Genomic DNA, 25,087 nt, shown 5'->3' with positions numbered 1-25,087 from the left:
CCCACCGCCCACCCATGGCCGTCATACTGGCCGCCGGAGTCGGGTCCCGACTCAGCCCGCTGACCGACAAATGTGCCAAAAGCCTGCTCTCCGTCGGCGGCTCTGTCATCCTGGAACGGATGATCCGAAATTGCCTGAGCTGTGGGATATCCCAGTTCGTTCTGGTGCTGGGTCACAGAGCCGATGAAATCAAACAATTCGTCGACAAGACGTTTCGGGGTATCCGCGTCACCTATGTGATCAACGACCGCTACAGCGAGACAAACACTGGATATTCCTTGATGTTGGCCTCGGCTGTCATCGGCACCGCTGAATTTGTCAAGTTCGACGCCGACGTGGTGTTCGACGTCAAGATCCTGCGCCAGCTCGTTGATAGTGATCGCTCGAACGTGTTGTGTATTGACCGGAACATCGCGTTGGAGGATGAAGAGGTCAAGGTCATCACGGATGATCAGATGCAGGTGCTCGAAGTCGGAAAATCCGTCGACCCCAAACTGGCCTTGGGCGAATCCATCGGGATCGAAAAGATCAGCGCCAAGACCGGGCCCCTTCTGTTTGCCGAGCTTTCAGAGATGATGAAAAGCCAGACCCACCTGCAGGATTATTACGAAGCGGCCTATGCGCGGCTCGTGGAAAAAGGCACAGTCTTTCGTGCGCTTGACATCACCGGCCTGAACTGGGCCGAGATTGATACCCCCGAAGACTTTGCCGCCGCAAATGAGATTTTCGGAACCCCGATAACAACGGTGTCACGTGGACAACAACGCGCGTTGGACGAAGCCGCAGACAAGCGCGCCAATCCAACGTGATCAGGAATACAGGTTTGACCGATCGCCTTTGACTGGCAACCTGTGAACGACCGCAGCCAGACTATCGCCATTCCGGCAACAGGGCGCTGCATTTTGGAAGGACAAGCCATGGGTAAGGGAAACAACAAACGCGGAAACAAAGAAGCCAAGAAACCAAAGCAAGAAAAGCCAAAGGTTTCGGCAACTTCAAATTCTCTGGCGGGGAAACCCGCGCTGTCGATTGGCGGCAAAAAGGCGAAATAGCCCTCACTACTGCCGCATAGGTTCGCAGACTAATTCTCTTGCCTCTTCGAACAAATCGTTCGAAGAGGCCCTATCCGGACGGGCCCCTCGGACATCGACCGATACGCCTGCGAAATGCCCCAACTACCCTGTAGTTCACCCCAGGAGTCGACATGAGCGAAGAACAAGAGACCGCCCAGAAGGTGCATTACATCTGCCAGACCTACGTCGAAAAGAAGGCTGGGCGCTCTGGGCAGATGAGCTTGCAGATTGATAAACAGCTGCAATATTCCACCGCGGCACAGGCACAAGAGCGGGCAGAGCGCGAAAGCCGGTCCGACGCCTGCGCCGGTGCCGATGCCTATATGGTGGTCGAGGATCAGGAATCCGGTGAGGTCGGAGAGCCGACGTTTATCGTAAGGCTCGGAAACGTCCCTGACGCCGACTGATTGCAAGACCTGCTGAACCTGTCGCGGTTTTTTGGCGCCGAGAGGGTAACCAGATCTGCGCCTCCCCCAACGCCTTGAAACAGTCGGTATTGCGCGCGGCTTCGGCCCTGGGGCTGACGCCTCCCGGCTCGGGATCGGTGCCTCGCTTCACGGGCTGTTGATATCGGAATATCGGATTTATTGTACTGCCCACTCGGTATTTCCGTTACACCAACGGGCACGCATGAAACGGCCTCTCATTGGCGCGTCGTCCGAGCGGAGGGGCAAACCTTGAAGAAACGCGTCATCCTGTCGGCTCTCACCGCGATCACGGTCGTGGTGCGCCTTGTCGTCCGCCAGCCGCAGATCGACCTTGATGAAGGGGCGCGCGGATGATCGACGCCGCCCTGATCCCGCTACAACGTCGCCTGCTTGCAATACCGGCCCATTGGCTCGCCGACCGGGGTGTGCATGCAGATCACATAACGGTTGCCGGCTTTCTGGTCGGAGCCCTGACCTTGCCCGCCCTTGCATTTGGCCTTTATGGCACGGCGCTGGTCCTGATCGCGCTGAACCGGGCGATGGACGGGCTTGACGGCGCTGTCGCGCGGCTGAGCGACCCGACCGATCGCGGTGCCTTTCTCGACATCGCGCTGGATTTCGTGTTCTACGCGCTTGTGCCCCTTGGCTTCGCGCTGGCGGATCCGGGCCAAAACGCGCTTCCTGCGGCCGTGCTGATCACGGGGTTCGTCGGCACCGGCTCGTCGTTTCTGGCCTTTGCGGCCATCGCCGCCAGCCGTGGCCTTGCAGCCGAGAAATATCCCTCCAAAGGCATCTATTATCTCGGCGGCCTGACCGAGGGCTTCGAGACCATCGCGCTTTTCGTTGCGATGTGCCTGTTCCCTGCGTGGTTCCCGGTGCTTGCCTATGTCTTCGCCGCAGCCTGCGCGATCACCACGCTGACGCGCTGGCGGCACGGCTGGGTCGCGCTCTCCCCTGATCGGAAAAGTTGAAAAATCCTGTAACGATTGCCTGCGCCGAAAGTCTCTTTAACCGTCGAGTATAAAACAAGGATCGCCCATGCGCCTGATCACCACGCTCTCGCTCCTGGCCGCTTTCGCCGCGCCCCCCGCGCTGGCAGACTGGCAGGACACGCTTGATGCCGCCCGGGACCAGACCGTTTATTGGAACGCCTGGGGTGGAGATGAGCGGACCAACGCCTTCATCACCTGGGTCGGGAAACAGACCGAGGCGCGCTATGGCGTGTCGGTACGCCAAGTCCGTCTGAGCGACACCGCCGAAGCGGTAACCCGCGTGATCTCGGAGCGTGCGGCAGGCAAGGACACCGGCGGATCGGTCGATCTGATCTGGATCAACGGGCCGAATTTCCTTGCCATGCGGGAACAGGATCTGCTGTTCGGGCCCTTTGTCGCGGATTTGCCGAACGCGCGCTATGTCGACCTGTCGCCGGGCGCGCCTGCCGCGCTTGATTTCACCGTGCCGGTCGAGGGGATGGAAAGCCCGTGGCGATTGGCGAAATTCGTCTTCACCTATGACAGCGCGCGGGTGGAGACGCCGCCGCGCAGCATGGCGGAGTTCGTGGACTGGGCCGCCGCGACCCCCGGCCGTTTCACCCACCCTGATCCTTCGAACTTCATGGGGGCCACCTTCCTGAAGCAGGCGTTGATCGAACTGGCCCCCGACCCCGCCGTGCTGCTGGAGCCGGTGACAGAAGCCGCCTTCGCCACGCAGACCGCCCCGCTTTGGGAATGGTATGACGCGCTGCGTCCCAATATGTGGCGCGGCGGCACCGCCTTTCCGGAAAACCAGAGCGTGCAGCAGCAACTACTGAACGACGGCGATGTGGACATCTCGGTGTCTTTCGACCCGGCCTCGACCGCGGCGGCCATTGCGCAGGGCCTGCTGCCAGACACCGCGCGCGTGTTCGTGCCCGAGGGCGGCACCATCGGCAACGTGAGCTTTGTCGCCATCCCCTATAATGCAGCCAATGCCGAAGGGGCGCAGGTGGTGGCGAACTTCCTGCTCGAACCGGCGGTGCAGGCCCGCATGCAGAACATCGAGGTTCTGGGCTCCTTCTCGGTTCTGGACCCCGCGCGGCTTGATGCCGAGACCCACGCCGCGTTTTCGGCGCTGCCCGGCGCAGCGGCACTGCCGACGCTTGAGGATCTCGGTCCGACGCTCCCGGAACCGCACGCCAGCTGGGTGACCCATCTCACCGAGGCCTGGGCGCGGCGCTACACCCGGTGAGCTTGGCTACCGCAGAGGGGCGCGGTCTGCGGGCACTCGTGCTCGTCATCGTCGCCGCCGGGCTTGTCCTGCCCATCGTCGCCGGTCTTTGGCAGACGGCGCGGGCGGGGTTCGGCATATTGCCCGCCATCGGGGCCGGTGAAATCTCGCTCGCTCCGCTGCGGACACTGGCCGACCTGCCGGGGTTTGACACGGCGCTGCGTCTGACGCTGGTGACGGGGCTTGGCGCGACCGTGCTGTCGATCGCGCTGGCGGTGGGGGTCTGCGCGGCAATGCACGGGCGGATGTCACCCCGGGCGAGCGGACGGCTGCTGACCCCCTTCCTTGCGGCCCCCCATGCGGCCATAGCCATCGGGCTTGCCTTCCTGCTGTCGCCCTCGGGCTGGATCGCGCGGGCGCTCGCGCCGCTGATGGGCTGGGACAGGCCGCCGATGCTGGTAAGCGTGAACGACCCGGACGGGGGGGCGCTGATCCTTGGGCTTATGGTCAAAGAGGTGCCCTTCCTGCTGCTGGTGATCCTGTCGGCGCTCAGCCAAATTCCGGTGCGTCAACACCTCGCGGCGGGCCGATCGCTGGGCTACGGACGCGGCATTGTCTGGATCAAGGTAATCATGCCGCAGGTCTGGCCGCTGATCCGCCTGCCCGTGATGGTGATGCTGGCCTATGCGTTGTCGGTGGTGGACATGGCGCTGATCCTCGGCCCGTCAAATCCGCCGACGCTGGCCGTCCTGCTACTGCGGCTGTTCTCCGCGCCCGATATTGCGCTCCTGCTGCCCGCCTCCGCGGGGGCGCTGGTGCAGGCCGGACTTGTCGCGCTCGCCTTCGGCCTGCTCGTCGCGGTGGAGCGCGCGGGGCGCGCCATCGGGCGCTGGTGGGTGCGCCGGGGTGGCCGCGGTCTGTCGGCCGAACCCGGGCTCTGGCTGGCGACCACACTCTCCGCCGTTCTCTTTGCTGCCGGTGCGCTCGCCATGCTCTCGCTGCTGCTCTGGTCGCTGGCCTGGCGCTGGCCTTGGCCACGTCTTTCCCCGGAAAGCTGGTCGCTACGGGCCTGGTCCACCCCCGGCAGCGGCTGGGCCGAGGCGCTGGCGAACACCGCCCTGCTCGCTGCCGCCACCACTGCCCTGTCGCTGGCGCTCGCCATCGCTTGGTTGGAGGGAGAGGACCGCGCGCGGCGCGGTCGCGCGGGCTGGGCCGAGGCCTTGATCTACCTGCCGCTGCTCGTGCCGCAGATCGGGTTTCTGTTCGGGCTGAACGTGCTGTTCCTGCGCCTTGACCTGTCGGGGGGATTTCTGACGGTGATCTGGGCGCAGGCGCTGTTCGTCTTCCCCTATGTGATGATCGCCCTGTCCGATCCCTGGCGCGCGCTTGACCCGCGTCTGCCAAGGGCGGCGGCCTCTCTCGGGGCGGGACCGTGGCGGCGGCTGTTCACGATCAAGCTGCCGGTGCTGCTGACCCCCATCCTGACCGCGGCGGCCATCGGCATCGCCGTGTCGGTCGCGCAATACCTGCCGACCCTGTTCATGGGCGCGGGCCGGATCGCCACGCTGACGACCGAGGCGGTGACGCTCTCCTCCTCCTCGGATCGGCGGGTCACCGGGGTTTATGCCACGTTGCAGGCCGGCCTTCCCTTTGCCGCTTATGGCGCGGCCTTCCTGATCCCGGCGCTAGTACATCGCAACCGCAAGGGCTTGCATCCGGGGGGCACGGCATGACGCTGGAGCTGCACGCTGTCGCCGTGGCGGCCAAGGGGGCCGAACCGCTTTTTCCACCGCTCACGCTGGTGGTGCGGCCCGGCGAGGTCGCGACCGTGATGGGCCCCTCGGGCATTGGCAAGTCAACGCTGCTCGACGCCGTCGCGGGACATCTCACCCATGGCTTTTCCCTGTCGGGGTCGATCCGGCTGGATGGAACCGATCTGGCACCCTTGCCCGCCGAGGCGCGGCGGGTGGGGCTGATGTTTCAGGACGCGGCGCTGTTCCCGCATCTCTCGGTCGGTGACAACCTCGCCTTCGGGCTGGCCCGTTCCGTCCGGGGCCGCGCAGCACGGCGGGCGGCGGTCGAGGCGGCGCTGGAGCGGGCGGGCCTCGCGGGGCTGCATGATCGCGATCCCGCCACCCTGTCGGGCGGCCAAAGGTCGCGCGCGGCGCTGATGCGTACGCTGCTGGCCGAACCCCGCGCCTTGTTGCTCGACGAACCCTTTTCCAAGCTCGACGCCGCGCTTCGCGCCGAGATGCGGGCCTTTACCTTTGAGCACATCCGCAACCGGGACATCCCGGCCCTGATGGTCACGCACGACCCCGTCGATGCCGAGGCGGCAAACGGCCCCCTCATCGACCTGACCCAGTTGGAGGTCCGCCCGTGCAACACGTGACCCGTCTTAAAACCCTGATCGCGGCGGAAGCAGCCATGGCCAACGCAACCGCATTGGTCAGCGTGTCCTCGACATTCCATAGAGGTTCACCGCCAGTCGGAGGATCTCCGTACGGATTTCAACCCCTTGAACAGGCGACGTTTTAGCAGGACGAGAGGGGAACTCGCACCCTGCCCTACCGCAAGATCGCCCCCCTGACACGAGCCGCGCCTGACATGGTCTGCGCAGCCGGACTGATGAATAAAGTGGCGACTGGCTATGAAAAAATGCGATTCCGACGTAGGGTGGAGGCATGTCTTCGCCCCCAAGCTATTTCGCACGGGGGTGCGAATAGACATTGGAAAGGTTGGCGGTCATGCGCAAATCCTTTCACATCGCGACATTGACCTACCTGCTGAGCGCCGCTGCCGCGGGCATGGCCGGGGCACAGGGCACGTCGGATTGCGATCCGATTGAACAGCTGGCCTGTTCCTGCGACTCCGCCGGGATAGGCCCGGTCAACAGCACGGTGAACGCCTGTTTCATCGGGGACGTCAACACGATCACCGCCAATCAGGCCGACAGCTTCACCGCGCGGATATTCGCGGGGATCAACTGGCCGGTCAAACTCGACGACAGGGGCCGGGTGATGCCGGGTGTGCCCGATTACACCGCCAGCCTCGACGGCAGCTGGACCACGGTCTGGGAAACCTGGAAAAGCACCAACCACATCTTTCGCACGGATCTGCCGCCGCTGGACTGGGACAGCGATGTCTACCCGCTGCCGGCGGCCTGTGCCGAGGTCGATGTCAAATCCGCCATGACCGACGTCCCCTATGGCGACCAGATTCCCAACACCATGCAGCCGCGCCTGTTGGACGAATACGTCAATCCCGAGGGGGACGCGCTGCTGGACCGCAACGGGGTGCCGGTGCGCTATGACGTGATCTTCAACAAGGCGGCGTATGACTACACGGTCGAGAACAAGCTGTGGAACGCCCACGCGCTGGATCAATTCCTTGAAAAGCACCAAAAGCTATCCCTCCCCGAGGGCCATTGGATCAAGCCCCCCGAGGGCCGCCAGCGCGGCGCCATCATCCTGAAATCGTCTTGGATGGTGATGGACAAGAACCACGATCCCGACAAGTTCCACAAGGCCTGGGCTTACATCACGCCGGTGATCGAAAACGGCAAGCTCAGCCATGAATGTCAATTGAAGCCGGTGGCGCTGGTCGGTCTGCACGTGGTCTACAAGACCCAGAGGTTCGCGAAATGGGGCTGGGGCACCTTCGCACACGCCGACGTCGCGCCAACATGGAACGAGATCGGCGAGACCACGGCGGGGGTCTACGCTGATGGCGGAAAGGTTCCGCAGTGGCTGTTTTTCGAGCGGGACCACAACGGCGCGGCGCGGCTGAACCGGCCCCCGAAAGAACCGACCGACGGGCGCCCGTCGCGGATCACGTCGTTTTACCCGCCGGGCTATTATGCCGAGCCGATCGGGATCGCCAAACCCGCCTGCTCGGACACCGACCAGAACTTCAGGTGCTTCAACGAACGACTGGCAGCGGGGTTCAAGAACAGCCCGCTGCGGAACTATCGCCTGCACGGCACGCAATGGGAGCTGTTGAATTCCGACGGGCGGTTGGTGCCGGAAATCCTCGGCAACGCGACAATGGAGACCTACAGCCAGAGCACATCAAGCTGTCAGACCTGCCATTCCTATGCTGTGCCCGAGCAGTCCAAGGCCCCGCGCGGCACACTCGATTTCCTCTTTACCTTCAACCGGGACGTTTTGCAGCGGTCGACCCCGTTGCAAAGCAAATAGCCCCACCAAACCAACCGAAAGGAACAAGTCATGAGTGGCGAACGTTCAGAAGCCTTTTACACCTGCGAAGTCGTGTCCAAATGCTTTGCCGATGACGCAACGCGGCAGGGCTTCATGGCCGCCTACGGGCAAAGCCCCGACGCGGCGCAGGCCTATCTGAAAAAGCTCGGCATGCCGGATGACATGGCGAGCAAGGTCGTGGGCCTGCAGGGCAACGATCTGAACCTGTTCATCGGGCAGAACGTCTGCGACTATCTTTGGTAACATCGGGTTCGCCCCGGTTCTCCGGTCCGAAACGATGATATGTGCACAACGGCACGTGGCCTTGGCGGCGCGGGCGCTTGGCGATGTGTTCCTGACCCGACGTGCCGAAACGTCGCTGGGGCGTTTTGCGGGCCGCTATCCGGATGTTGCCTCGGGCCATATTCTGGAATGCGATTTGCGCGGGGGGGCGGGCGTGGCGGATTACTCGCTGGCCCTGCTGTCCGGCCAGCCGGGACCGGCGGGGGCTGCGGTGTCTGGGACGGTTGCGGCGGTGCTGCGGGGGTTTTGCGACGGCGCTTTGCCAGCCTCGGTGCTCTGGCTGGAACACGACATGTCCGCAACCGGTGATCTGGGGGAGCCCAGTGTGTTTCTGGCCCCCGTGTCCGGTTCGGAGGACGCAGAGGCGGCCGAACAGGTCGCCCTCGCCCTGTGCCGCGCCCTCTGGCCCGGCCAGCCCTGCCCGAGGGTGCGGTACTTGATGGGGCAAGTCCCACAGGATGGCTTTCTGAAACAGATCGGGGCGATGGCAGGCCGGGACGGGCTGATGGCGCCGTCGCTGCGGCTGGTGATCGACGGCATTGCCCCGAACGCGGTGATGTCGCTGCTGGAGGTGCTGGGATGGCCGGGGTCGCTTGGTTTGGCCGCAGATATCGCCGGACTGGCCGCAAGGCACCTTACCAAGGGGCGGTGCCGCGTCGATCTCGACCTCGCAAATGATCTTACACCGACGCTCGGCCTCGAGCTCCCTGCACGCGGGATAGGCGCGATCCCGGCATTCGCCGCCGATCTTCGGGCCGGCGGGCTGTGTTCCACCTCGAAGGCCAAGGCCCTGCCTGCGCTGGCCGCACGGCACACGCTGGCCGACCGGGATCCGGACACTCCTTCCGAACGTTTGGATTTCGGCCTGAACCACGTTAAGCTATCGTTAACCAGTGACGATGTCGAAAATAGCACCAGTGCCAAAGCTTACTTTTCGCTGGTGTCGACGCCCGATTTTTCGGGGATGGGCTAAGAACCATGGCGCACGCAGACCAGATGGCACAAGCATGACCCGGTATCGGCAGGACGCCGCATCCGGCCCCTACCGCTCTGCCACCGGGGCCGACGGGGCGTCGGTCTTGGTCTGGGACGGGGCGCCGGTCACAGCTGACCTGACGAAGCGACTGGAAGAGCGGTTGGAGTTGTTCCAGGACCGCCCCAGCGCCACGCTGGCACAGCCGCTTTCGGTGGACCGCAGCGCCAAAGCCCTGTCTTTGGTGATGGAGGATCCGCCCGGAATGCGCCTGTCGCGGCTGATCCGGAAGAGCCGGATGCGTACCGACATGTTCCTGGGCTTTGCCGTCCAGCTGACCGAGGCCGTCGAGGTTCTGCACAACCGGCACATCGCGCATGGGCGTCTGACCCCGGATGCGGTGTTCGTGCATGCCGAACGGCGCGAGCTCAAGCTGGCGCTGCATCCGGAATGCTTGGTGCGCCCTCGGGAACACCCGTCGGATATCGAGGGGCGTGATGTCTCGGAAATCGTCTATTGCGCACCCGAGCAGAGCGGGCGCACGGACACAAGGCCAGACACCCGCGCCGACCTCTATGCGCTTGGCGTGATCTTCTACGAGATGCTGACCGGCGCGCCGCCGTTTGAAAGCATCGACAAACTGGAGCTGCTGCACATGCATCTGGCGGTGCCAGCCGTCAGGATCGCGCCCGAGAAACCGGGCCAGGAGGCGCTGTCGCGGATCGTCGCCCGGCTTTTGGAAAAGGCGCCCGGTAACAGATACCAGACCGCCTATGGTCTGCTGGCCGACCTGCGGCTTTGCCGCGATGCCTTCCTGCGCAATGGCACGTTGCCAGACTTTGCATTGGGCGTGCGTGACCAGCAGGCGACCTTTGCCATTCCCGACAAGCTTTACGGGCGCGCCGCCGCACAAGCGCAGTTGCGCCAGGTCTTTGATGCGGTAATCGAGGGTGGCGCCGGCCTCTTGATGGTCAGCGGCCCCAGCGGGTCGGGCAAGACCGCGCTGGTCGAAACCCTGCGCACCCTGACGAGCCACGGTGCCGAGCCGGTCTTTATTTCTGGGAAATACGAGGAAATCCACGGCCTGCCTTATCTGGGTCTGCGTCAAGCGTTGCGCAATCTGATCCTGGAAAAGCTTGCCAAGGGCGAGGATACGGTCGCGCGGTTCCGCACCGCGCTGACCGAGGCATTGGGCGACAACCTGTCGGTTGTCAGCGAGTTCCTGCCAGAGCTGAGGCATATCGTCGGCGACATCCAAGCGGAAACCCCGGTCGACCCGATGGAAACCAACCAACGGTTCCGGGTCTCCATGCAGGCGTTTTTCGAAACGCTGTCGGACGCCTCGGCACCGGTCATCATGTTTCTCGATGATCTGCAATGGGCGGACACGGAGTCTGTCCGGCTTTTGGAAGATATCTTTCTGACCGCCTCGCCAACGCATTTCCTGATTGTCGGGGCTTACCGAGACAATGAAACAGCCGAAGGTCACCCCGTACGCAGGCTCTTCGATGCGGTCTCTGATGCCGGCGGCACCGTCGCGCATCTGGAGGTCGGCCCGTTGTCGGATGCCGATATCCGGCAGTTGATCATAGACACGATGCATCTTGATCCCAAGGTCGATGTCGACGAACTGGCCGGTGTCATCGCGGTCAAGACCCAAGGCAACGCGTTTCACGTCCACCGGCTGCTGATTGCGCTCTACCGCGAAGGTGCAATCCGCTTTGACCCCGTGTCGGGCAAGTGGCAATGGGTGATGGATGCGGTCACCGAACGGATGGTCGAGGTCGATGTCGCGCATTTGATGACCGAGCGCATTCAAAAACTGTCGCCGCGCACAGTGGCGGCGCTGCGGCTGGCCGCGGCCTTCGGCACCAGTTTCGCAGCCGCATCGCTGCGGATCGTATCGGATCAAAGCGAGAAGGAAATTCTCGACGATCTGGGTGAGGCGATCAGCGAGGGGTTTGTCGCCAAGGTCCGGGCCAAGGTCGGGGCCAAGGTCGGGGGAGACGAGACCGGGGTTTTCAAGTTCAGCCATGACATGGTGCGCGATGCCGCGTACCGGTCGATCCCCGAAGACCGGCGCGTGCAGCTGCACTACGAGATCGGCGCGTTTCTGCTGCGCGATATCGAGACCCCGGAAGAGGATGACCGCCTGTTCAGCGCGATGGATCAGATCGCGATGGGCGCCGCCCTGATCACCGACCCCGAGATCGGGCGGCGGGTGACGCAGGGCGCAATTCACGGCGCCCGCCGGGCCAAGGCCGTTGCCGCCTATGGCATCGCGGCGGGATACCTGTCGCTGGCCGACAGCCTGCCCGCCCGCATCTCCGGCGTCGACTGGGCCACCGCCCCCGAAGTCACCCAAAACCTGCGCACCGAGGCGATGGAGGCCGCGTTCATGTCCGGCGGCTTTGCCGCTGCAGAACCGCATTTTCAGGAATTGATTGCCCATCTCGCCTCGGACGCGGAAAAGGCGCGGGTTTATCAGACCCTCGTCACCCTGTTCACCTCGCGTTCAGAGTATGAAAAGGCGATCAAATTCGGCGTCGAGGGGCTGAAACTTCTGGGCGTCAATCTGGGCGGCGCCCCCGGCCCAAAGATCATGACCCAGCTGATCGGCACGCAGATCGACCTGCGCCGGCATGATGTTCTCGATTTCTCCAAACTGCCGGATATGGACGACCCCAAGTCCGAGCAGCTGATCGAGATGTTGATGATCGTCTCGACCCCGGCTTTTCTGCAAAACAAGGACCTCTTCGTCCTGATCTCACTGCGCATGTTCCGCCTGACCCTGCGCAAGGGGCTGACCAGTGCCGGGCTGTTCTCGATCCAGAATTACGCCATCGTCATCTATCTGGCCTTCAATTCGGTCGACAAGGCCTATGAAATCGGCACCAACCTGTTCAAGCTTCTGGAGCCGCGGAATATCCACCCGCTGGTGCGCGGGCGGTTCACCTATACCTACAGCGTCGTCCTGGCCTGGCATTTCCGCCGCTACGACGATCTGTGTGCGCTATTGCGCGTCGGGCTGGTCCAGAGTTGGACCGCATCGGACCTCGAATATGTCGGGTACTACTATTACAGCCTGCTGAAATACGCATGGCTGATGTGTGAACCGCTGGATCGCATCGCCGATCAATTGGTGGAGTACGAGCGCTATGATCGTCGGCTGCGCCATGAGGTGCTGAGCTCCATCACCTGCATCTATCGCCGTGCGGTGGCCCGGCTGAGCAATCCCGGCGAAACCGGGCTGTGGACCCAGGACGATCGCCAGATCGAAGACCAGATGATCGGCGAGGCATCTGTCGGGTCCTTCTGCACCACCGAACTGCTGCTGACCCATATCTTTGGCGACTGGGGGATGGTCGGGGAAATCAGCACCAAGCTGCGGGCGCAGTTGGGCTTTGCCACGCTTGGCCCGGAATTTGTCGATTATCATCTGCTTCTGGGGCTGAGCCTGACCCGCACCGGTCGCCACTTGTCGGCACCGTCGCCCCGAAAACGCCGTGTGCAGCTGCGCAAACATCTCGCAGCGCTCAGGCGGATGACCGAGAAGTACCCCACCAACCACCTGTATCAGTATCCGCTGCTGAAGGCCGAAGAGCGCCGCATGAACGGGGCCACCGACCAGGCGCGCGCACTTTACGAGGAGGCGTTGCGCAAGGCCGAGGAAAGCGGCGCCTGGAGCTATCTTGGCATTGCCTGCGAATGTGCCGCTGCTCTCGCGCAGGAAACCGGGGACAGCGCGGGTTGCGCGGGATATCTGCGGCGCGCGCATCGCGCCTATGCCCGGTGGGGCGCGACCAACAAGCTGCGTGCGCTCGAGGCCGACTGGCCCGATCTGGTCGAACCGGTGCCGGCTTCGGTGCCCGCCTCTGCAGATGATGCGCTTGATGTCACCTCGGTCATCAAGGCCAGCCATCTGATCCTGGAAGTCACCGAACTGGACACGCTGCTCAAACGGCTGATGCAGATCACGCTGGAAAATGCCGGGGCCGATGCCGGATCGCTATATCTGATGCATGATGACGGGCAGCTGCGGCTGGCCGCCGAAGGGCGGATGCAAGGGGTCGCGCCCGATATCACCATCTGCACCGATGGCGGCGAGGTCAACACGCTTGACCCGGCCAAGTATCCGCGCGAGTTGGTCGCCCAAGTGGCGGCTTCGCGCGATACAGTGATCCTGTCGGATGCCCGGTCGGCGTCGCGCCACGCCCGGCGGGCCTATGTTCGCGCCCGCGCGCCGAAATCGCTGATGTGCCTGCCGGTGGTGGGCCAGCATGGGCTGCAGGCGGTTCTGCATCTGGAAAACTCGCTCTCAGAAGGCGTGTTCACGGTCCAGCGTCAGGAAATCCTGTCGACGCTGGCCTCGCTGGCGGCAATATCGCTGTCGAACGCGCTGCTGTATGCAAGGCAATCCGAGGCGCTGGAGTTGGAAAAGCGCGCCACCGAGGAACTGGCCCGGGTCAACCGGTTGAAGGACGAATTCCTCGCCACCACCAGCCACGAACTGCGCACGCCGCTCAACGGCATCATTGGGCTGGCCGAGGCGCTGATCGAAGGCGCCAAGGGGCCTCTTCCGGACCCGGCGCTGGACACGCTGAAGCTGATCGTCTTCTCGGGAGAGCGCCTGTCGCATCTGGTGACCGATATCCTGGACCTGTCGCGATTGCGCGAAGGCGAACTGAGCCTGCAGCCCAAGCCGCTGGACCTTTGCGCGTTGGTCGATGTGGTGTTCTGCGTGATGGCCCCCCGCGCGGCGCAGAACGGCGTCGAATTGATCAACGAGGTGCCCAAGGACGCGCGGGCGCTGCTGGCCGATGAAAACCGTTTGCAGCAGATCTTGTTCAACCTTGTCGACAACGCGATCAAATTTTCCCCCGGCGGGCGGGTTACTGTGGGGTTGGACCTGCGTGAGGGCCGCGCGCAGGTCACTGTCTCGGACACCGGCATGGGCATCCCGCTTGAGGCGCAGACGACCATCTTCGAAAGCTTCCGCAAGCTGGATGCCTCGGATGAAAGCGCATTTGGCGGGGTCGGCCTGGGCCTCGCGATCACCAAGAGCCTGGTCGAGATGCATGGCGGGCACATCACGGTCGACAGCCGCGAGGGGCACGGCACGACCCTCTCGTTCGATATCGCGGTCACGGATGACGCGGCCCAGCCGGTCGAGAGCAAGACTGTCTCACGGCTTTTGCCGGGGGCAATGTCGCAAGCCCGCCCCGGTGACGGGACCAAGCTGTTTCATCCCGGGGCCTTCTCCGACATCGCCACGGTGCAACCGATCATCCGGCGGCGCGATACGGATCAAAAGGAACGGCAATACCGCGCCTTGCTGATCGACGACGACCCGATCAACCTCGAAGTGCTGCGCAACTTCATGGAACTCGAAGGGTTCGGGATCGAGATGGCACAGGACGGACCCGAGGGGTTGCGCAAGCTCGAGGACGGGTTCGATCCCGATATCGTGCTGCTGGACGTGATGATGCCGGGCATGTCGGGATTCGAAGTGTGCCGCCGCATCCGGGCCACCCGCCCGGCTGCGGTCCTGCCTGTGGTGATGCTGACCGCCAAGAACCAGGTCGAGAACCTGCGTGCGGGGTTTGAGGTGGGCGCCACGGACTATCTGGCCAAACCGTTTTCCCGCGAAGAACTGTCGGCACGGATGCATGCGCACATCGAACTGGCCCGCCTGTCGACCGCCTATGAACGGTTTGTGCCGATCGAATTTCTGCGCTTTCTGGAGCGCGACAGTATTCTGGACATCGAACTGGGCAACAATGTCGAACGGCAGATGACCGTGATGTTTTCGGATATCCGCGGCTTCACCGGGTTTGCGGAAAAGAGCGGTCCGGCAGAGACCTTTGCCTTTCTGAACGAATATTTCGGCAGTCTCGGTCCGCTGGTGCACAAGAACAACGGCGTGGTGAACCAATTCCTTGGCGACGGGATCATGTCGCTGTTCCCGGGCAGGCCGCGCGATGGTGTGCAGGCGGCGGTCGAAATGATGCACGAACTGCGCCGCTTCAATGCCGACCGCGAGACACGGGGCCAGGCGCCTGTCACCACCGGGATCGGGCTGCATACCGGCGATCTGATCATGGGGATCATGGGGGACAAGAACCGGATGAGCGGAAATGTCGTGTCCGACGCGGTCAATCTCGCCGCGCGACTGGAGGGGCTCACGGCGCGCTACGGTATCGGCATCGCCGCATCGGAAGAGGTGATCGCCGCACTACCCGATCCCGCCGCCTACCCGCACCGACAACTGGACGTGGTGCGCGTGGCCGGGCGGAACAAACCTGTTGTGGTGTACGAAATCTTCGCCGCCGACCCGACCGACAGCGCCCGGATGAAAACGGACACCCGCCCCGCGTTCGAGGCCGCGCTGGCGGCGCTGCGCGCGGGGCGTTTCGCAACGGCAGAGGCCGGGTTTGCCGAAATCGCCGACGCCAATCCGCAGGACAAGGCCGCCAGACAGCTTGCCGAACGGGCCCGGAAGCTGGCCCGCACGGATCTGCCAGAGGGCTGGAGCGGGATCGAGGCGCTGGAGAAATAGGGGCGCCGTGTCCCACCCCCAAACGATTGGCCCCCCTCTTGCCGAGACCCGCCCGGCCCCGGTAGCGGTGCTGTCAGACGAATGCAAACTCGTCTCTGCAAGGTCAGTGAGGCTGTCCCTTATGCCGAGCCGAGACCGCGCCATTCGGCAAAAGCGGCGGCCCGATTGAGCTTGAAATTGGTCCGGCTGTAGAGATGTCGTTCCTGGTTGAAATGGTTGTAAACGGAAGCATGGACGGCGACGAATTTCCGCAAACTTCGCATCCGCCGGAAACTTAGCATGGCCCGCTCCCGTCGTCGAAATGGCAGATGTGAATTCTCGGCCTTGTTGTTTAGCCAGCGGCCTGTTTCCTGTCGATGAACATTTCCCACGATCTTCATCGCCGCACCGTATGACCGAAGTTTTTCAGTCACGATCACTTCCGGATTACCGTAACCGGTGTTCCGATCACACCTTGCAGGGGTAGTTCCAGGGCAGCCGTTCTTCGACCCGGCTTTGCATGTGGCCGGTCGCGATGGCGCTGAGGGTCGCGGCCAACCAGGCGTGGGGCTCGAAGGAGTTTAGCTTGCAGGTCTCGATCAGCGAGGCGATGGCAGCCCAGTTCTCCGCCCCGGCATCGTGGCCGGCGAAGAGGGCGTTCTTCCGGTTCAATGCTATGGGGCGGATGGTTCGCTCGACGGTGTTGTTGTCGAGCTCAATCCGACTATCGGTCAGGAACAGGCAGAGGCCGTCCCAGTATTTGGCGATGTATTTCAGGGCCTCGCCCAGGGGCGATTTTCTCGCGACACGGGTGCGATGGTGGGTGTCTGATTGTGCTGTTTGTGGAGAGACAAGGCGCGCGTCAATAGCCATATGCCTCCGTCCATTCATCAAGTGCCCGCTGATAAATCGCCTGATATTCGATATCGGTTTTACCCGGTACGAGCCTGCTGATCTGTGACATGAAGGACGCCTCATTGGAGCCCAATGGGTTCATCCTGAGAAGCTCACCCAGCACCCGGAAAGCCAATACCTCCAGCGCATTGCGATCCTTGCCGCGAAAGAGATAGGCATCGGAAACAAGCATTGCGTCGATTTCCCGATCCAGAGAGATAGGGGGCCGCAGCGCCTGTTGCGTGGCTTCAGTGGCGGGCTGCACCTTGCAGCCATGTTCATCACGATTTTGCATTTTTTTCATACCCCCGGATAAGCGCCGACCAGCAGTTCCGCGCCCTCGTTTTCATTTTTCAAAAGCAAGTAATCATGTACCAATCGAGCCATAATGTCGGCCCCCTGGATCGCAGATGCCCAGCGATGTTGCAGAACCGCTGCGGGATCTATCAGCCCAAGCATGTTGCCCGCGATCGCGCCGGTCGAGTCGCTGTCTCCGCCATGCAGCACGGCGATCTGGAGCGCGTCGTCGAAGGATTTGCCCGCGACGCAAGCATAGAGCGCGATCGAAAGAGCCTCTTCGGCAGTCCAGCCGCCACCAAGTGACTCGACCGTCTCGGGCGTCCCGTCACGCGGTGCATCGAGCGCCTTGCGAATTGCATGGGCGGTTTCCTGACCGCCATCGAGACGTTCGTATTGCGCGGCAATCGTTTTTGCGGTTTCCTCAAGTCTCGATCCACCGGCCACGTCGGCGAGCATCTCGGCCCATGCTGCGGCGGCCAGTTGCCCGGTTGGGTGTCCATGTGTCAGGGCCGACATCTCGATCGCCAAGGGGCGGACCTGTTCGCGAGGCACCATCAAAGCCACCGGGGCCACGCGCATGATCGTGCCGCAGCCCTTGCTGCCATTCTGTGCAGGCGTCCCGAAGTGCTGGCTTTCGGAGAGGGCTGACAGGCAGGTCATTCCAGGCGCGCGCCGGACCCAGAGCCGCCGATCCGTGATCAGGCCTATGTCATCCGTCGCAACACGGGGCTTGCCGCCTTGCGTACGATACCAGCGCAAAAGGGCGTGGTGCACCACAGAGGGCGGGTGGCAGATGCCTTTGAGCGCACCGCGAACATGGGCGCGGATGATCCCTTCTGCGGTAAACAGGGTCATCTGGGTGTCATCGGTAATAGCACCGCGCAATCCTTGGTGCGGCGGCAACTCCGTCAATCCTTCCGGGTATCGTCTCTGGATCGCGTCGCGTGACAGAAACTCGATTTCAGCGCCCAGACTGTCGCCCAACGCGCCACCGAGCAGGCTTGCATGTAGCCGAATTCCGGGAAGGCCGTAGTGCCGCGCGCGACGGGTCAGCCAGCGCTCCTGTTCGCCAGTTTCGATCGCTCCGGGGCGCACGGCACGCACATCGCAGATGGCTTGCGGGGCCGAGCAACCGCGTTCGGTCAACAGCAATGCAGCAATCGTTCCGGCGCGTCCAAGGCCACCGCGGCAATGGACGACGATGCGCCCTCCGCCTTCGAGAATCTTGTGCAGTCTCGGCGACAGCGCCCTCCAGCCATCCATGGCTGCCGAGGTGGGAACATCCAGATCCCGGACAGGGAAGTAGACCCAGTCGATGCCACAGGCTTTCACGGCATCGCCAAGTCGCGGCACACCGAGCAAGTCGAATTCATGGTCCTCGATCAGGGTCAAGACCGCATCCGCACCCCAACTTTTGATGGCCGCCATATCGTGATCGAGATCGCGATCCCAAGCGGCACCAAAGACGCTGTCACCTTTCTTGCCCGGGCAAAAGGTGATGCCCAAACGTCCATTCCCGAGGGACAGTTCATCAATGCGCAGGGGGTGGGAAATACTCGTTCGAACCAATTGCATCTCCTTCTCGTCTCGATTCGTTTTGAGACTACATCGTGGACGCGTCATTTCCGGACGTACCGAGCAGAGGGGTGGGTTGAAACTTGCGGCCATTCCAGAAAGACTTTTCCTGAACAGGGGTTAGAGGACCACGTATCGTCTCGATTCGTTGCTCCGCCTGAGGCCTTGGCTTGAACGCGCCGCTCCATGCGAGGCAAGAACGAGCAGATGTGGGTCGATACCTATGAGGACGAGGAGGAGCGGATGATTGGTCTTGAGCCTTTGGTGACTGTCTATGCCGGGACCGGCGCCTTCCGGACGATCACATCCGACCTGCTTGCCGAGACCTATCTGGCCCCCCGCCCACAAACCATTAACTTGAACGCTGTCTTGGCAGACGAGGCGTTTCCTTGGTCTGCCAGCATGGAAGTGGCACCGGTTGAAACAGCCGCGGCCGTGTCAGCGGCGCTGCGGAGCGTGACGCTGGCGACCTCTGGTCTGCGCCCGGACGAGATCGATCTTGCCTGCCTTGACCCTGACACTCGCCTTTACAGGCACCTCGCGGCGCTCTGCGACCTCTGGCGTCAAGCCCCGGCGGCGCTCGCGGAGAACCTGCAGGTTTATACCCATGTGCTGAGCTGTACTGCCGCAGATGCGCTCGAGCAATTACCCTTGGTGGCCGCCGATCTTTGCAGCTTTGCCACGCCGATCGAACGGCGCCTCCATGCGCATTTGCTTGCTCATCACGGGCTTGCCGATGAGGCTTTTCGCAAAGAGTGGGCGGCGCGGCGTGCGCCGCTGCTGGCCGGTGCGCCCGAGGGCACGAGCTTGTGGCGCGCGCAGCAAGGTTTGACCGGGGCGACCATTCCTTCAGGGCCGCTCGACGAAACGCTTGCGTTCTTCGCGCTCCGCGATGAGGCGGAAGAGGCCGATTTTGCGGCCGCGCGTACGCAGCGATTGATCGACCAAGGCGTATCGCCCGCCGACATCGGATTGTTGGTGCCGGACGAAGTGGGGTATTTCGCGCACCTTCGACGGGCGTTCGATGACGCAGGTGTTCCGATTTCCGGGCTTCCTGACCAGCCTGCGCGGCGCGACATCGCAGGAGAAACGCTTCTCCACCTTCTTCTGTGCTTGCAGGCGCCAGCGCCGGCCATGGCGCTGACCAGTCTCTACATCTCGCCGTTAATGCCATGGCCTGCGGAAACGGGGCTCCAATTATCCCGGGAGATCATGCAAGGCCGGTTCGAACCCTTCGCAGCCAGATCGCTGACGGGCCGTGCCCAGCGCTTCTATGCGCTGGTGCGTAACCCTGTCGCCCAGACGCCAGCTGGCATCCTGCAGGCTTTGGAGCAAGCCGCACAGCTCCTAACAAAGGCATCCGAACATCGCGAGGACGTCGCCGCCTTCCACTCGAAGCTTGCGGCGTTGCGCGCTGTCCTGTCGCAAAGCAATGCGTTAGACTGGACACCGCTATTTCGCTTGGCCACACCAACGACGCCCAAGCCTACACCGTCCGAGGCCTTCGTCGAGGGCGTGAGTGTCTTTACGGAAGGGGCCGTGCCCTGGCGCCCAGCGCGGCATCTCATCGCCATGGGGATGAGTGGCAATCGCTGGCCCCGCTCCGTTTCGGCCTCTCCACTATTTCTCGATGGTGAACTGCGTCTCCTGCGGGAAAAGACAGGCCTGCAGATCGAAACGCGTGGCGATACCTTGGCGCGGCACCTCGAGAAACTGCGACGTCAATTTCTAAGTGCCTCGGAGTCGTTGACCCTTCTGCGCCCCGTCTTTGCCCCGAATGGCGGCCGCCAGCCTGCCGCCGCCGCACTGTCGCTCGTGGCGCGCACGGTCGGAAACGGGCAGAAGCGCACCGAAGACGCCGAGGCCCTGATCCATGATCTGCGCTCGATCCCGCGAGCGCGTTGGCCCTTCGCGCACAGTATCCTCCAGACGACGACAGAGCCGCAGACCAGCGCCTTGCCGAAAGATGGCCTGTTGCGCTTGGGTCGTGATCTGCTGCGGCGGCGTCTCGCTGATGATGGACGCATGCGGCCTCAGTCTCCAAGCCGCTTGGAGACGCTTCTGGTCAGCCCGCTGGCCTGGAGCCTGTCAGAGTTCAGGGCAGAACCGGTGACATGGGCCCCCGACGGGCTCAACGTCATGGTATCGGGGACGATCACTCATGACGTGCTGGAGTTTCTGTTCCCGAAGGATGCGCCCCTTCCAGATCATGACCAGATCGAAGAAGCCGTGCCGGAGTTGCTGACCTTGGCCATCCGCAAATATGCGCCTTTCCTGCAGCGCTCGATCTGGGCTGTCGAACGGGAGGGTCTTCAGCGCGATATCCGCAATGCAGCCCATGTCTGGCGCGACACCCTCGAAGGGCTGGGTGCCCGAGTGATCGACAATGAGATCAATCTCCGGGGTGAGGCGCTGGGTATCCTGTTGCGCGGCCGTGCAGACTGTTTGTTGCAAATCGCTGATGGCAGCCTGCTGGTCGTCGATCACAAGAAAAGCGGTACCGCAAAACGTCGGGCGCGCCTCGAAGCAGGTTGGGATCTGCAGCTTGGCCTCTACCGTGCGATGCTCATGCGGCCGGAAAAAACCGGTGAAGTGCTCGAAGCCGCCTTGGCAGGGAGCCCAAAGATCGGGGTCGCCTACCATCTTATCAATGATCAGGGGGTTCTCCTTGAGGGGCTCGAGCCACCCGATGGCGTGGTCACGGTGATGACCGGCGAGATCTCGGCGAGCGCGATGGGCCTACTGATCACCCGGCTTGCCGAGGTGGGCTCCGGTGTAATCCGGCTGAATAGCGAGGGGGATCGAAGCTTCTTCGAGAAAACGGCCAACTTGGCGCCCTATGCGCTAGACGCCTCGCCTCTCGTGTCGCGCTTCATGATGCCGGGCACCGAGACAACCGACAGCATGGAGGGCATAAATGGCTGAGAGGTTGACGATCGTTCCTGCGGGGGCCGGCTCGGGGAAAACATTTCGGATCAAATCCGACCTGACCAAATGGGTCAAGGAAGGGCTTGTGGGTCCCGAACGCATTCTGGCCGTGACCTTCACAGAAGCTGCGGCCGCCGAATTGCGTGGTCGGATCAGGTCGAGCCTCTTGGTAGAGGGCATGGTCGAAGCCGCGCTGGCTGTCGAACAGGCCTATGTCTCGACCATCCACGGGTTGGGGCTGCGCATTTTGTCAGAACATGCCTTTGCCGCAGGGGCTTCTCCGCAGCCGCGCGCGCTGGCCGAGGCTGAGCGCGACCTGCTTATCCGTCAGGCAATGGCGCATGCCGCGTCTCTGGATACCGTGAAAGCAGACCTGCCGCGCTTTGGCTACCGGTCGAGCTTTTTCTCGAGCGCCAGCCAGGAAGACAGTTTTCGCAGCAGGATTCTCACGACGATCGATCTTCTGAGAGGACTTGGCGACAGCGGCGACGATCCCAAGCTGGCTGATGCGGCCGTGACGCGCCTGCGCGACCTTTATGGCCCGGTCGTGGGCGATGCCACGCCTTTGGATGCGCGTCTGACAGCAGCGATCGAGGCCTTGCTGGCGGCCTTTCCGAATGACCTGACTGCCCATGCCACGTCGGATGCCGCGCGCAAAGCCTTCGCCAAGGACTTCAAGTCGCTGAAACGAGCCTTGCGGCCCGGGGAGTTGCGCCGCGATTGGGGGCTGTGGAAGTCGCTAGGCGAGTTGCGCCAATCGAAACGGGGCGCGCCCACCCCGGAAGGCTACGACGCGCTTTCCGATGGCGTCATCGCGGCGGCCTCTGATATCGCGGTCCATCCAGGGCCATTGGACGACGCCTGCGCGCATCTCACGGCCCTGGTTCACGGCGCACAGGAAGTGATGTCGAAATACGCCGAGATGAAGCGCGAGGTGGGCGTCATCGATTACGCGGACATGATCTGCGACGCGGAGCGGCTGCTGCGCAAGCGCCCCGAAATTCTCGAGGCGCTCCTCGCCGAGGTGGATTGTGTCATCATCGACGAATTCCAGGACACGAACCCGGTACAGTTCGCGCTGCTGTGGCGGATCGCGCAATCCGCAAAGCGCGTCCTGATCGTGGGCGACACCAAACAATCCATTATGAGTTTCCAGGGGGCTGACCCGCGGCTCAGCGAGGCGCTCGAGAAACAGAACCCCGAGGCAGCCTCGCCTTTGACCGGGAACTGGCGATCCGATCCGCGCTTGATGCAGATGGTGAACGCCATCTCGGCAGGCCTTTTTGGGGAAACCTATGTACCGCTCGAACCGCAGCGGCCTGAGACGGGACAAACCTTTGCCGAGATCCTGAGAATCTCTGAAGGGCGCCGTTCGAAGAAATCACGCCCCGAGGAGCATGTGGCGGCGCGTGTAGCCGACATACTCGAACAGGGCGGCCCGATCGTAGAGCGGGACGGCGATCCCAAAGCTCCCTCGTTCCGCCCGGTCGAGCCGCGCGATATTGCCATTCTCTCGCCGACCCATTCCATGGCCGCGCGATATGCCAGCGCGCTCGAACGCCAAGGCGTGCCCGTTCGCATCAACGCGCCGGGCTGGTTGGAGTCACCGGCCGTCATGGCGGCGCGCAATGCGCTGGCCTTCGCGGTGGACCCGACGGATCGCCATGCCGCTCTGGCGCTGCTGACCCTTGGTCCCGTCACGATGCCTCTTCTGCAGGCGATGACGATGCTTGCGGACGGCGAACTGGAGACCTGTGCCGAACTCGGCGCCTTGCGGGATGTCGCCCGGAACGCTCCTGCCATGCCGCTCGAAACCCTGCTGCTGCGGGTGCTCGACGCAGGGGGCATCCTCGACTGGGCTGCGCACCTGCCGGAAGCGGCGCAGGCCCATGCCGATCTGATGCGGCTGCAATCGGAAGTCAGCGAGTTCGTGGCTGCGCATCGAGACTTCAAGGCGGCGGCGGGGTTCCACGGGGCAAGCGCGCAGGTTTTTCTGGGATGGCTCGAGGCACGCCGCGATGAGCGCGATTTCGACCGCCACCCAGATCCGGGGCAGAGCCAGGGCCAGGGGGTCGAGATCGTCACATGGCACGCCTCCAAAGGTCGGGAATGGCCGATCACCGTGGTTGTCGGCCTCGACAAAAAAATCGGCGAGAAGCCGGGTAGCTTGCGCGCGGAGTTTACGGATTTCAGCGATCTCGGTGCGATCCTTGAGCGGGCCCATTTGATTTGGACGCCCGACCTGCCCATCAAGGAAAAGAAAGAGATCTTCATCGCTGATCGCCGGGCCGCATCGGAAGCGGATGCGCGGCGGCTTCTCTATGTTGCCCTGACCCGCGGGCGAGATCGACTGATCCTTGAGTGGCCGGATTTCGCACTGAAGAAACTCGGTGAAAGCGACGGGCCTGCGAACCACGCCGAAATGCTTGTCCTCGAGGCCGACATGGAGCCAGAGGCCGGCTGTCTGAAGTTGGGCGGCGTCAGTTTCCCGGCGCGCACATTGATCTGCAGCGCCGAGGCACCGGACGTGCCGGAACTTGCGAGGCCCGCTGAGGTTCCGGACAGGGTGGCGTTTGGTGAACTGCGACCGACAATCGAGAGCACACAGACGCCTTGGCGTGTCCGCCCATCGTTGATCGTGCCAGAGGCGCAGCAGGAAGTTGAGACGCGTGTTGTGACGTTGGACGTTCCGCCGCAATCTGTAACCCTTGCGGCCACGGCCAGCGAAAGAGGGACAGCGCTGCACAAGGCGCTGCGTGTTCTGTTGATGCGGCCAGATCTGCGACCACGCCTGTCTGCGGCAACGGGGCTCGACGAGGCTATGCTGGATGTGCTGCAGGCCCAGGCTGGTGCGTTGAATGCTTGGTTGACCGCCGAGGGTTACACGCAAATCGAATGTGAAGTGCCGATCCAGAAGCGTGATGCGTCAGGTGCAGAATTCAACGGGCTCATCGACCTACTGGCGACGGGGCCAGGGAAGCGGCTGATCCTTGACCACAAGAGCGGTTCGGGCAGTTTTTCAAACTATCTGTCACAGTTGGCAGCCTACAGGGGCCTGCTTGCGAAACAAGAAAAATCGTCGCCGCCAGATGTGGCGGTGCACTGGATTGATCGGGCTCAACTGGAGATTTTAAGTGGAGTCGGAACAAAATGAACCGTAGAAAATCAAGGCACCCACCATATTCGACCTATCCAGTGTCTTGCTGTTCCGTTTGCCAGAAAGAGACCCCGTCCCTATGAGCATTACCGACATCATCCCTGATATCCACGGGCAAGCCGGGAAACTGCGCGTGGCACTGAAAAATCTCGGTTGGCAGCGCAACGGGCTGACGTGGTCGCACCCGGAACCTGACCGGCAAATCGTTTTTCTTGGCGACTTCATCGATCGTGGCCCCGAAAACGGCGCTGTCATCCAGATTGTGCGCGAGCTTACGGATGCAGGTCGCGCGCAGGCCATCATGGGCAACCACGAGCTCAACGCGATTCACTTCCACACGCGCGACCCCGAAAACGGTTTGCCCCTCCGTGCACACCAGAAGAAGAACGTCGAACTGTGAACAGGCATGCAAAATTGACCCCGTAGCGGGGTGATCGGCGTCCAAAAATGACCCCCTTACACTGATGTGGATAATGCCCCCGAGGCTATCGGGGAGCACAGTGTGGGATGTTGG

16 protein-coding genes and 2 pseudogenes are annotated in these 25,087 nt (G+C 62.9%); 14 read left to right on the top strand and 4 right to left on the bottom strand.

Annotation, left to right across the window (positions count from 1 at the left end):
* The first annotated feature begins 14 nt into the window (after positions 1 to 14).
* The 11 genes from E1B25_RS03400 to E1B25_RS03350 all read left to right on the top strand — a co-directional run bounded on the left by E1B25_RS03400 (position 15) and on the right by E1B25_RS03350 (position 15,740).
* Complete coding sequence (locus E1B25_RS03400; RefSeq protein ID WP_245510601.1) at positions 15 to 809, top strand: phosphocholine cytidylyltransferase family protein; 795 nt, start codon at positions 15 to 17, stop codon at positions 807 to 809.
* 42 nt (positions 810 to 851) lie between these two features.
* Positions 852 to 1,052, top strand: a complete 201-nt coding sequence (locus E1B25_RS03395; RefSeq protein ID WP_132827274.1) for a hypothetical protein — start codon at positions 852 to 854, stop codon at positions 1,050 to 1,052.
* Between the two features lie 152 nt (positions 1,053 to 1,204).
* A complete protein-coding gene (locus E1B25_RS03390; protein WP_132827273.1) occupies positions 1,205 to 1,480 on the top strand; it encodes a hypothetical protein in 276 nt (91 codons plus the stop codon).
* 371 nt (positions 1,481 to 1,851) lie between these two features.
* The gene (locus E1B25_RS03385) at positions 1,852 to 2,472 is read left to right on the top strand and encodes a CDP-alcohol phosphatidyltransferase family protein (RefSeq protein WP_132827272.1); all 621 of its coding nucleotides are present in this window, start codon (positions 1,852 to 1,854) and stop codon (positions 2,470 to 2,472) included.
* A gap of 67 nt (positions 2,473 to 2,539) precedes the next feature.
* Positions 2,540 to 3,727 carry an ABC transporter substrate-binding protein gene (locus tag E1B25_RS03380; protein ID WP_132827271.1) on the top strand — a complete coding sequence of 396 codons (1,188 nt, stop codon included), beginning with the start codon at positions 2,540 to 2,542 and terminating at the stop codon, positions 3,725 to 3,727.
* Positions 3,724 to 5,439 carry an ABC transporter permease gene (locus E1B25_RS03375; protein ID WP_132827270.1) on the top strand — a complete coding sequence of 572 codons (1,716 nt, stop codon included), beginning with the start codon at positions 3,724 to 3,726 and terminating at the stop codon, positions 5,437 to 5,439. Before E1B25_RS03380 ends, E1B25_RS03375 begins: the two co-directional genes overlap by 4 nt.
* Positions 5,436 to 6,098 (top strand): ATP-binding cassette domain-containing protein, encoded by a 663-nt coding sequence (locus E1B25_RS03370; RefSeq protein ID WP_132827269.1) that lies wholly within the window; start codon positions 5,436 to 5,438, stop codon positions 6,096 to 6,098. Before E1B25_RS03375 ends, E1B25_RS03370 begins: the two co-directional genes overlap by 4 nt.
* 355 nt (positions 6,099 to 6,453) lie before the next feature.
* A complete protein-coding gene (locus E1B25_RS03365) occupies positions 6,454 to 7,905 on the top strand; it encodes a hypothetical protein (RefSeq protein ID WP_132827268.1) in 1,452 nt (483 codons plus the stop codon).
* 30 nt (positions 7,906 to 7,935) lie between these two features.
* Positions 7,936 to 8,169: a hypothetical protein gene (locus tag E1B25_RS03360; protein WP_132827267.1), complete on the top strand. Its 234-nt coding sequence runs from the start codon at positions 7,936 to 7,938 to the stop codon at positions 8,167 to 8,169.
* Between the two features lie 34 nt (positions 8,170 to 8,203).
* A complete protein-coding gene (locus E1B25_RS03355; protein WP_132827266.1) occupies positions 8,204 to 9,181 on the top strand; it encodes a hypothetical protein in 978 nt (325 codons plus the stop codon).
* A 34-nt stretch (positions 9,182 to 9,215) separates the two neighbouring features.
* Positions 9,216 to 15,740: an AAA family ATPase gene (locus tag E1B25_RS03350; RefSeq protein ID WP_165937542.1), complete on the top strand. Its 6,525-nt coding sequence runs from the start codon at positions 9,216 to 9,218 to the stop codon at positions 15,738 to 15,740.
* Positions 15,741 to 15,859: 119 nt separating this feature from the next.
* Here the strand turns inward: E1B25_RS03350 and E1B25_RS03345 are convergent.
* From E1B25_RS03345 to E1B25_RS03330, 4 genes and pseudogenes are all read right to left on the bottom strand, one after another.
* A pseudogene (locus tag E1B25_RS03345) lies at positions 15,860 to 16,174 on the bottom strand (DDE-type integrase/transposase/recombinase); the annotation flags it as partial.
* 13 nt (positions 16,175 to 16,187) lie between these two features.
* Positions 16,188 to 16,541: pseudogene (locus E1B25_RS03340) on the bottom strand (IS66 family transposase); the annotation flags it as partial.
* Between the two features lie 40 nt (positions 16,542 to 16,581).
* Positions 16,582 to 16,917: a hypothetical protein gene (locus E1B25_RS03335; protein ID WP_132827264.1), complete on the bottom strand. Its 336-nt coding sequence runs from the start codon at positions 16,915 to 16,917 to the stop codon at positions 16,582 to 16,584.
* Complete coding sequence (locus E1B25_RS03330) at positions 16,914 to 18,581, bottom strand: ADP-ribosylglycohydrolase family protein (RefSeq protein WP_245510600.1); 1,668 nt, start codon at positions 18,579 to 18,581, stop codon at positions 16,914 to 16,916. Before E1B25_RS03330 ends, E1B25_RS03335 begins: the two co-directional genes overlap by 4 nt.
* 93 nt (positions 18,582 to 18,674) lie before the next feature.
* Between E1B25_RS03330 and E1B25_RS03325 the strand changes: the two genes are divergently transcribed.
* The 3 genes from E1B25_RS03325 to E1B25_RS03315 all read left to right on the top strand — a co-directional run bounded on the left by E1B25_RS03325 (position 18,675) and on the right by E1B25_RS03315 (position 24,973).
* The gene (locus E1B25_RS03325) at positions 18,675 to 21,413 is read left to right on the top strand and encodes a PD-(D/E)XK nuclease family protein (RefSeq protein WP_132827262.1); all 2,739 of its coding nucleotides are present in this window, start codon (positions 18,675 to 18,677) and stop codon (positions 21,411 to 21,413) included.
* A complete protein-coding gene (locus E1B25_RS03320) occupies positions 21,406 to 24,570 on the top strand; it encodes a UvrD-helicase domain-containing protein (protein ID WP_132827261.1) in 3,165 nt (1,054 codons plus the stop codon). Before E1B25_RS03325 ends, E1B25_RS03320 begins: the two co-directional genes overlap by 8 nt.
* An 82-nt stretch (positions 24,571 to 24,652) precedes the next feature.
* Positions 24,653 to 24,973, top strand: coding sequence for a metallophosphoesterase (locus E1B25_RS03315; protein WP_245510599.1), 321 nt, complete (start codon positions 24,653 to 24,655; stop codon positions 24,971 to 24,973).
* Positions 24,974 to 25,087: the final 114 nt, after the last annotated feature.

This window comes from Antarcticimicrobium sediminis (assembly GCF_004348975.1).
Classification (GTDB): Bacteria; Pseudomonadota; Alphaproteobacteria; order Rhodobacterales; family Rhodobacteraceae; genus Antarcticimicrobium; species Antarcticimicrobium sediminis.
This window is presented reverse-complemented; position numbering and strand designations above follow the sequence as displayed.

Bases quoted from the DNA above. Each gene is read 5' to 3' on its own strand.
- E1B25_RS03360 (WP_132827267.1), top strand. From the start codon at position 7,936: ATGAGTGGCGAACGTTCAGAAGCCTTTTACACCTGCGAAGTCGTGTCC.
- E1B25_RS03315 (WP_245510599.1), top strand. From the start codon at position 24,653: ATGAGCATTACCGACATCATCCCTGATATCCACGGGCAAGCCGGGAAA.
- E1B25_RS03370 (WP_132827269.1), top strand. From the start codon at position 5,436: ATGACGCTGGAGCTGCACGCTGTCGCCGTGGCGGCCAAGGGGGCCGAA.
- E1B25_RS03320 (WP_132827261.1), top strand. From the start codon at position 21,406: ATGGCTGAGAGGTTGACGATCGTTCCTGCGGGGGCCGGCTCGGGGAAA.
- E1B25_RS03365 (WP_132827268.1), top strand. From the start codon at position 6,454: ATGCGCAAATCCTTTCACATCGCGACATTGACCTACCTGCTGAGCGCC.
- E1B25_RS03330 (WP_245510600.1), bottom strand. From the start codon at position 18,581: ATGGCCGCAAGTTTCAACCCACCCCTCTGCTCGGTACGTCCGGAAATG.
- E1B25_RS03335 (WP_132827264.1), bottom strand. From the start codon at position 16,917: ATGAAAAAAATGCAAAATCGTGATGAACATGGCTGCAAGGTGCAGCCC.
- E1B25_RS03380 (WP_132827271.1), top strand. From the start codon at position 2,540: ATGCGCCTGATCACCACGCTCTCGCTCCTGGCCGCTTTCGCCGCGCCC.
- E1B25_RS03385 (WP_132827272.1), top strand. From the start codon at position 1,852: ATGATCGACGCCGCCCTGATCCCGCTACAACGTCGCCTGCTTGCAATA.
- E1B25_RS03400 (WP_245510601.1), top strand. From the start codon at position 15: ATGGCCGTCATACTGGCCGCCGGAGTCGGGTCCCGACTCAGCCCGCTG.
- E1B25_RS03390 (WP_132827273.1), top strand. From the start codon at position 1,205: ATGAGCGAAGAACAAGAGACCGCCCAGAAGGTGCATTACATCTGCCAG.
- E1B25_RS03355 (WP_132827266.1), top strand. From the start codon at position 8,204: ATGATATGTGCACAACGGCACGTGGCCTTGGCGGCGCGGGCGCTTGGC.
- E1B25_RS03325 (WP_132827262.1), top strand. From the start codon at position 18,675: ATGCGAGGCAAGAACGAGCAGATGTGGGTCGATACCTATGAGGACGAG.
- E1B25_RS03350 (WP_165937542.1), top strand. From the start codon at position 9,216: ATGACCCGGTATCGGCAGGACGCCGCATCCGGCCCCTACCGCTCTGCC.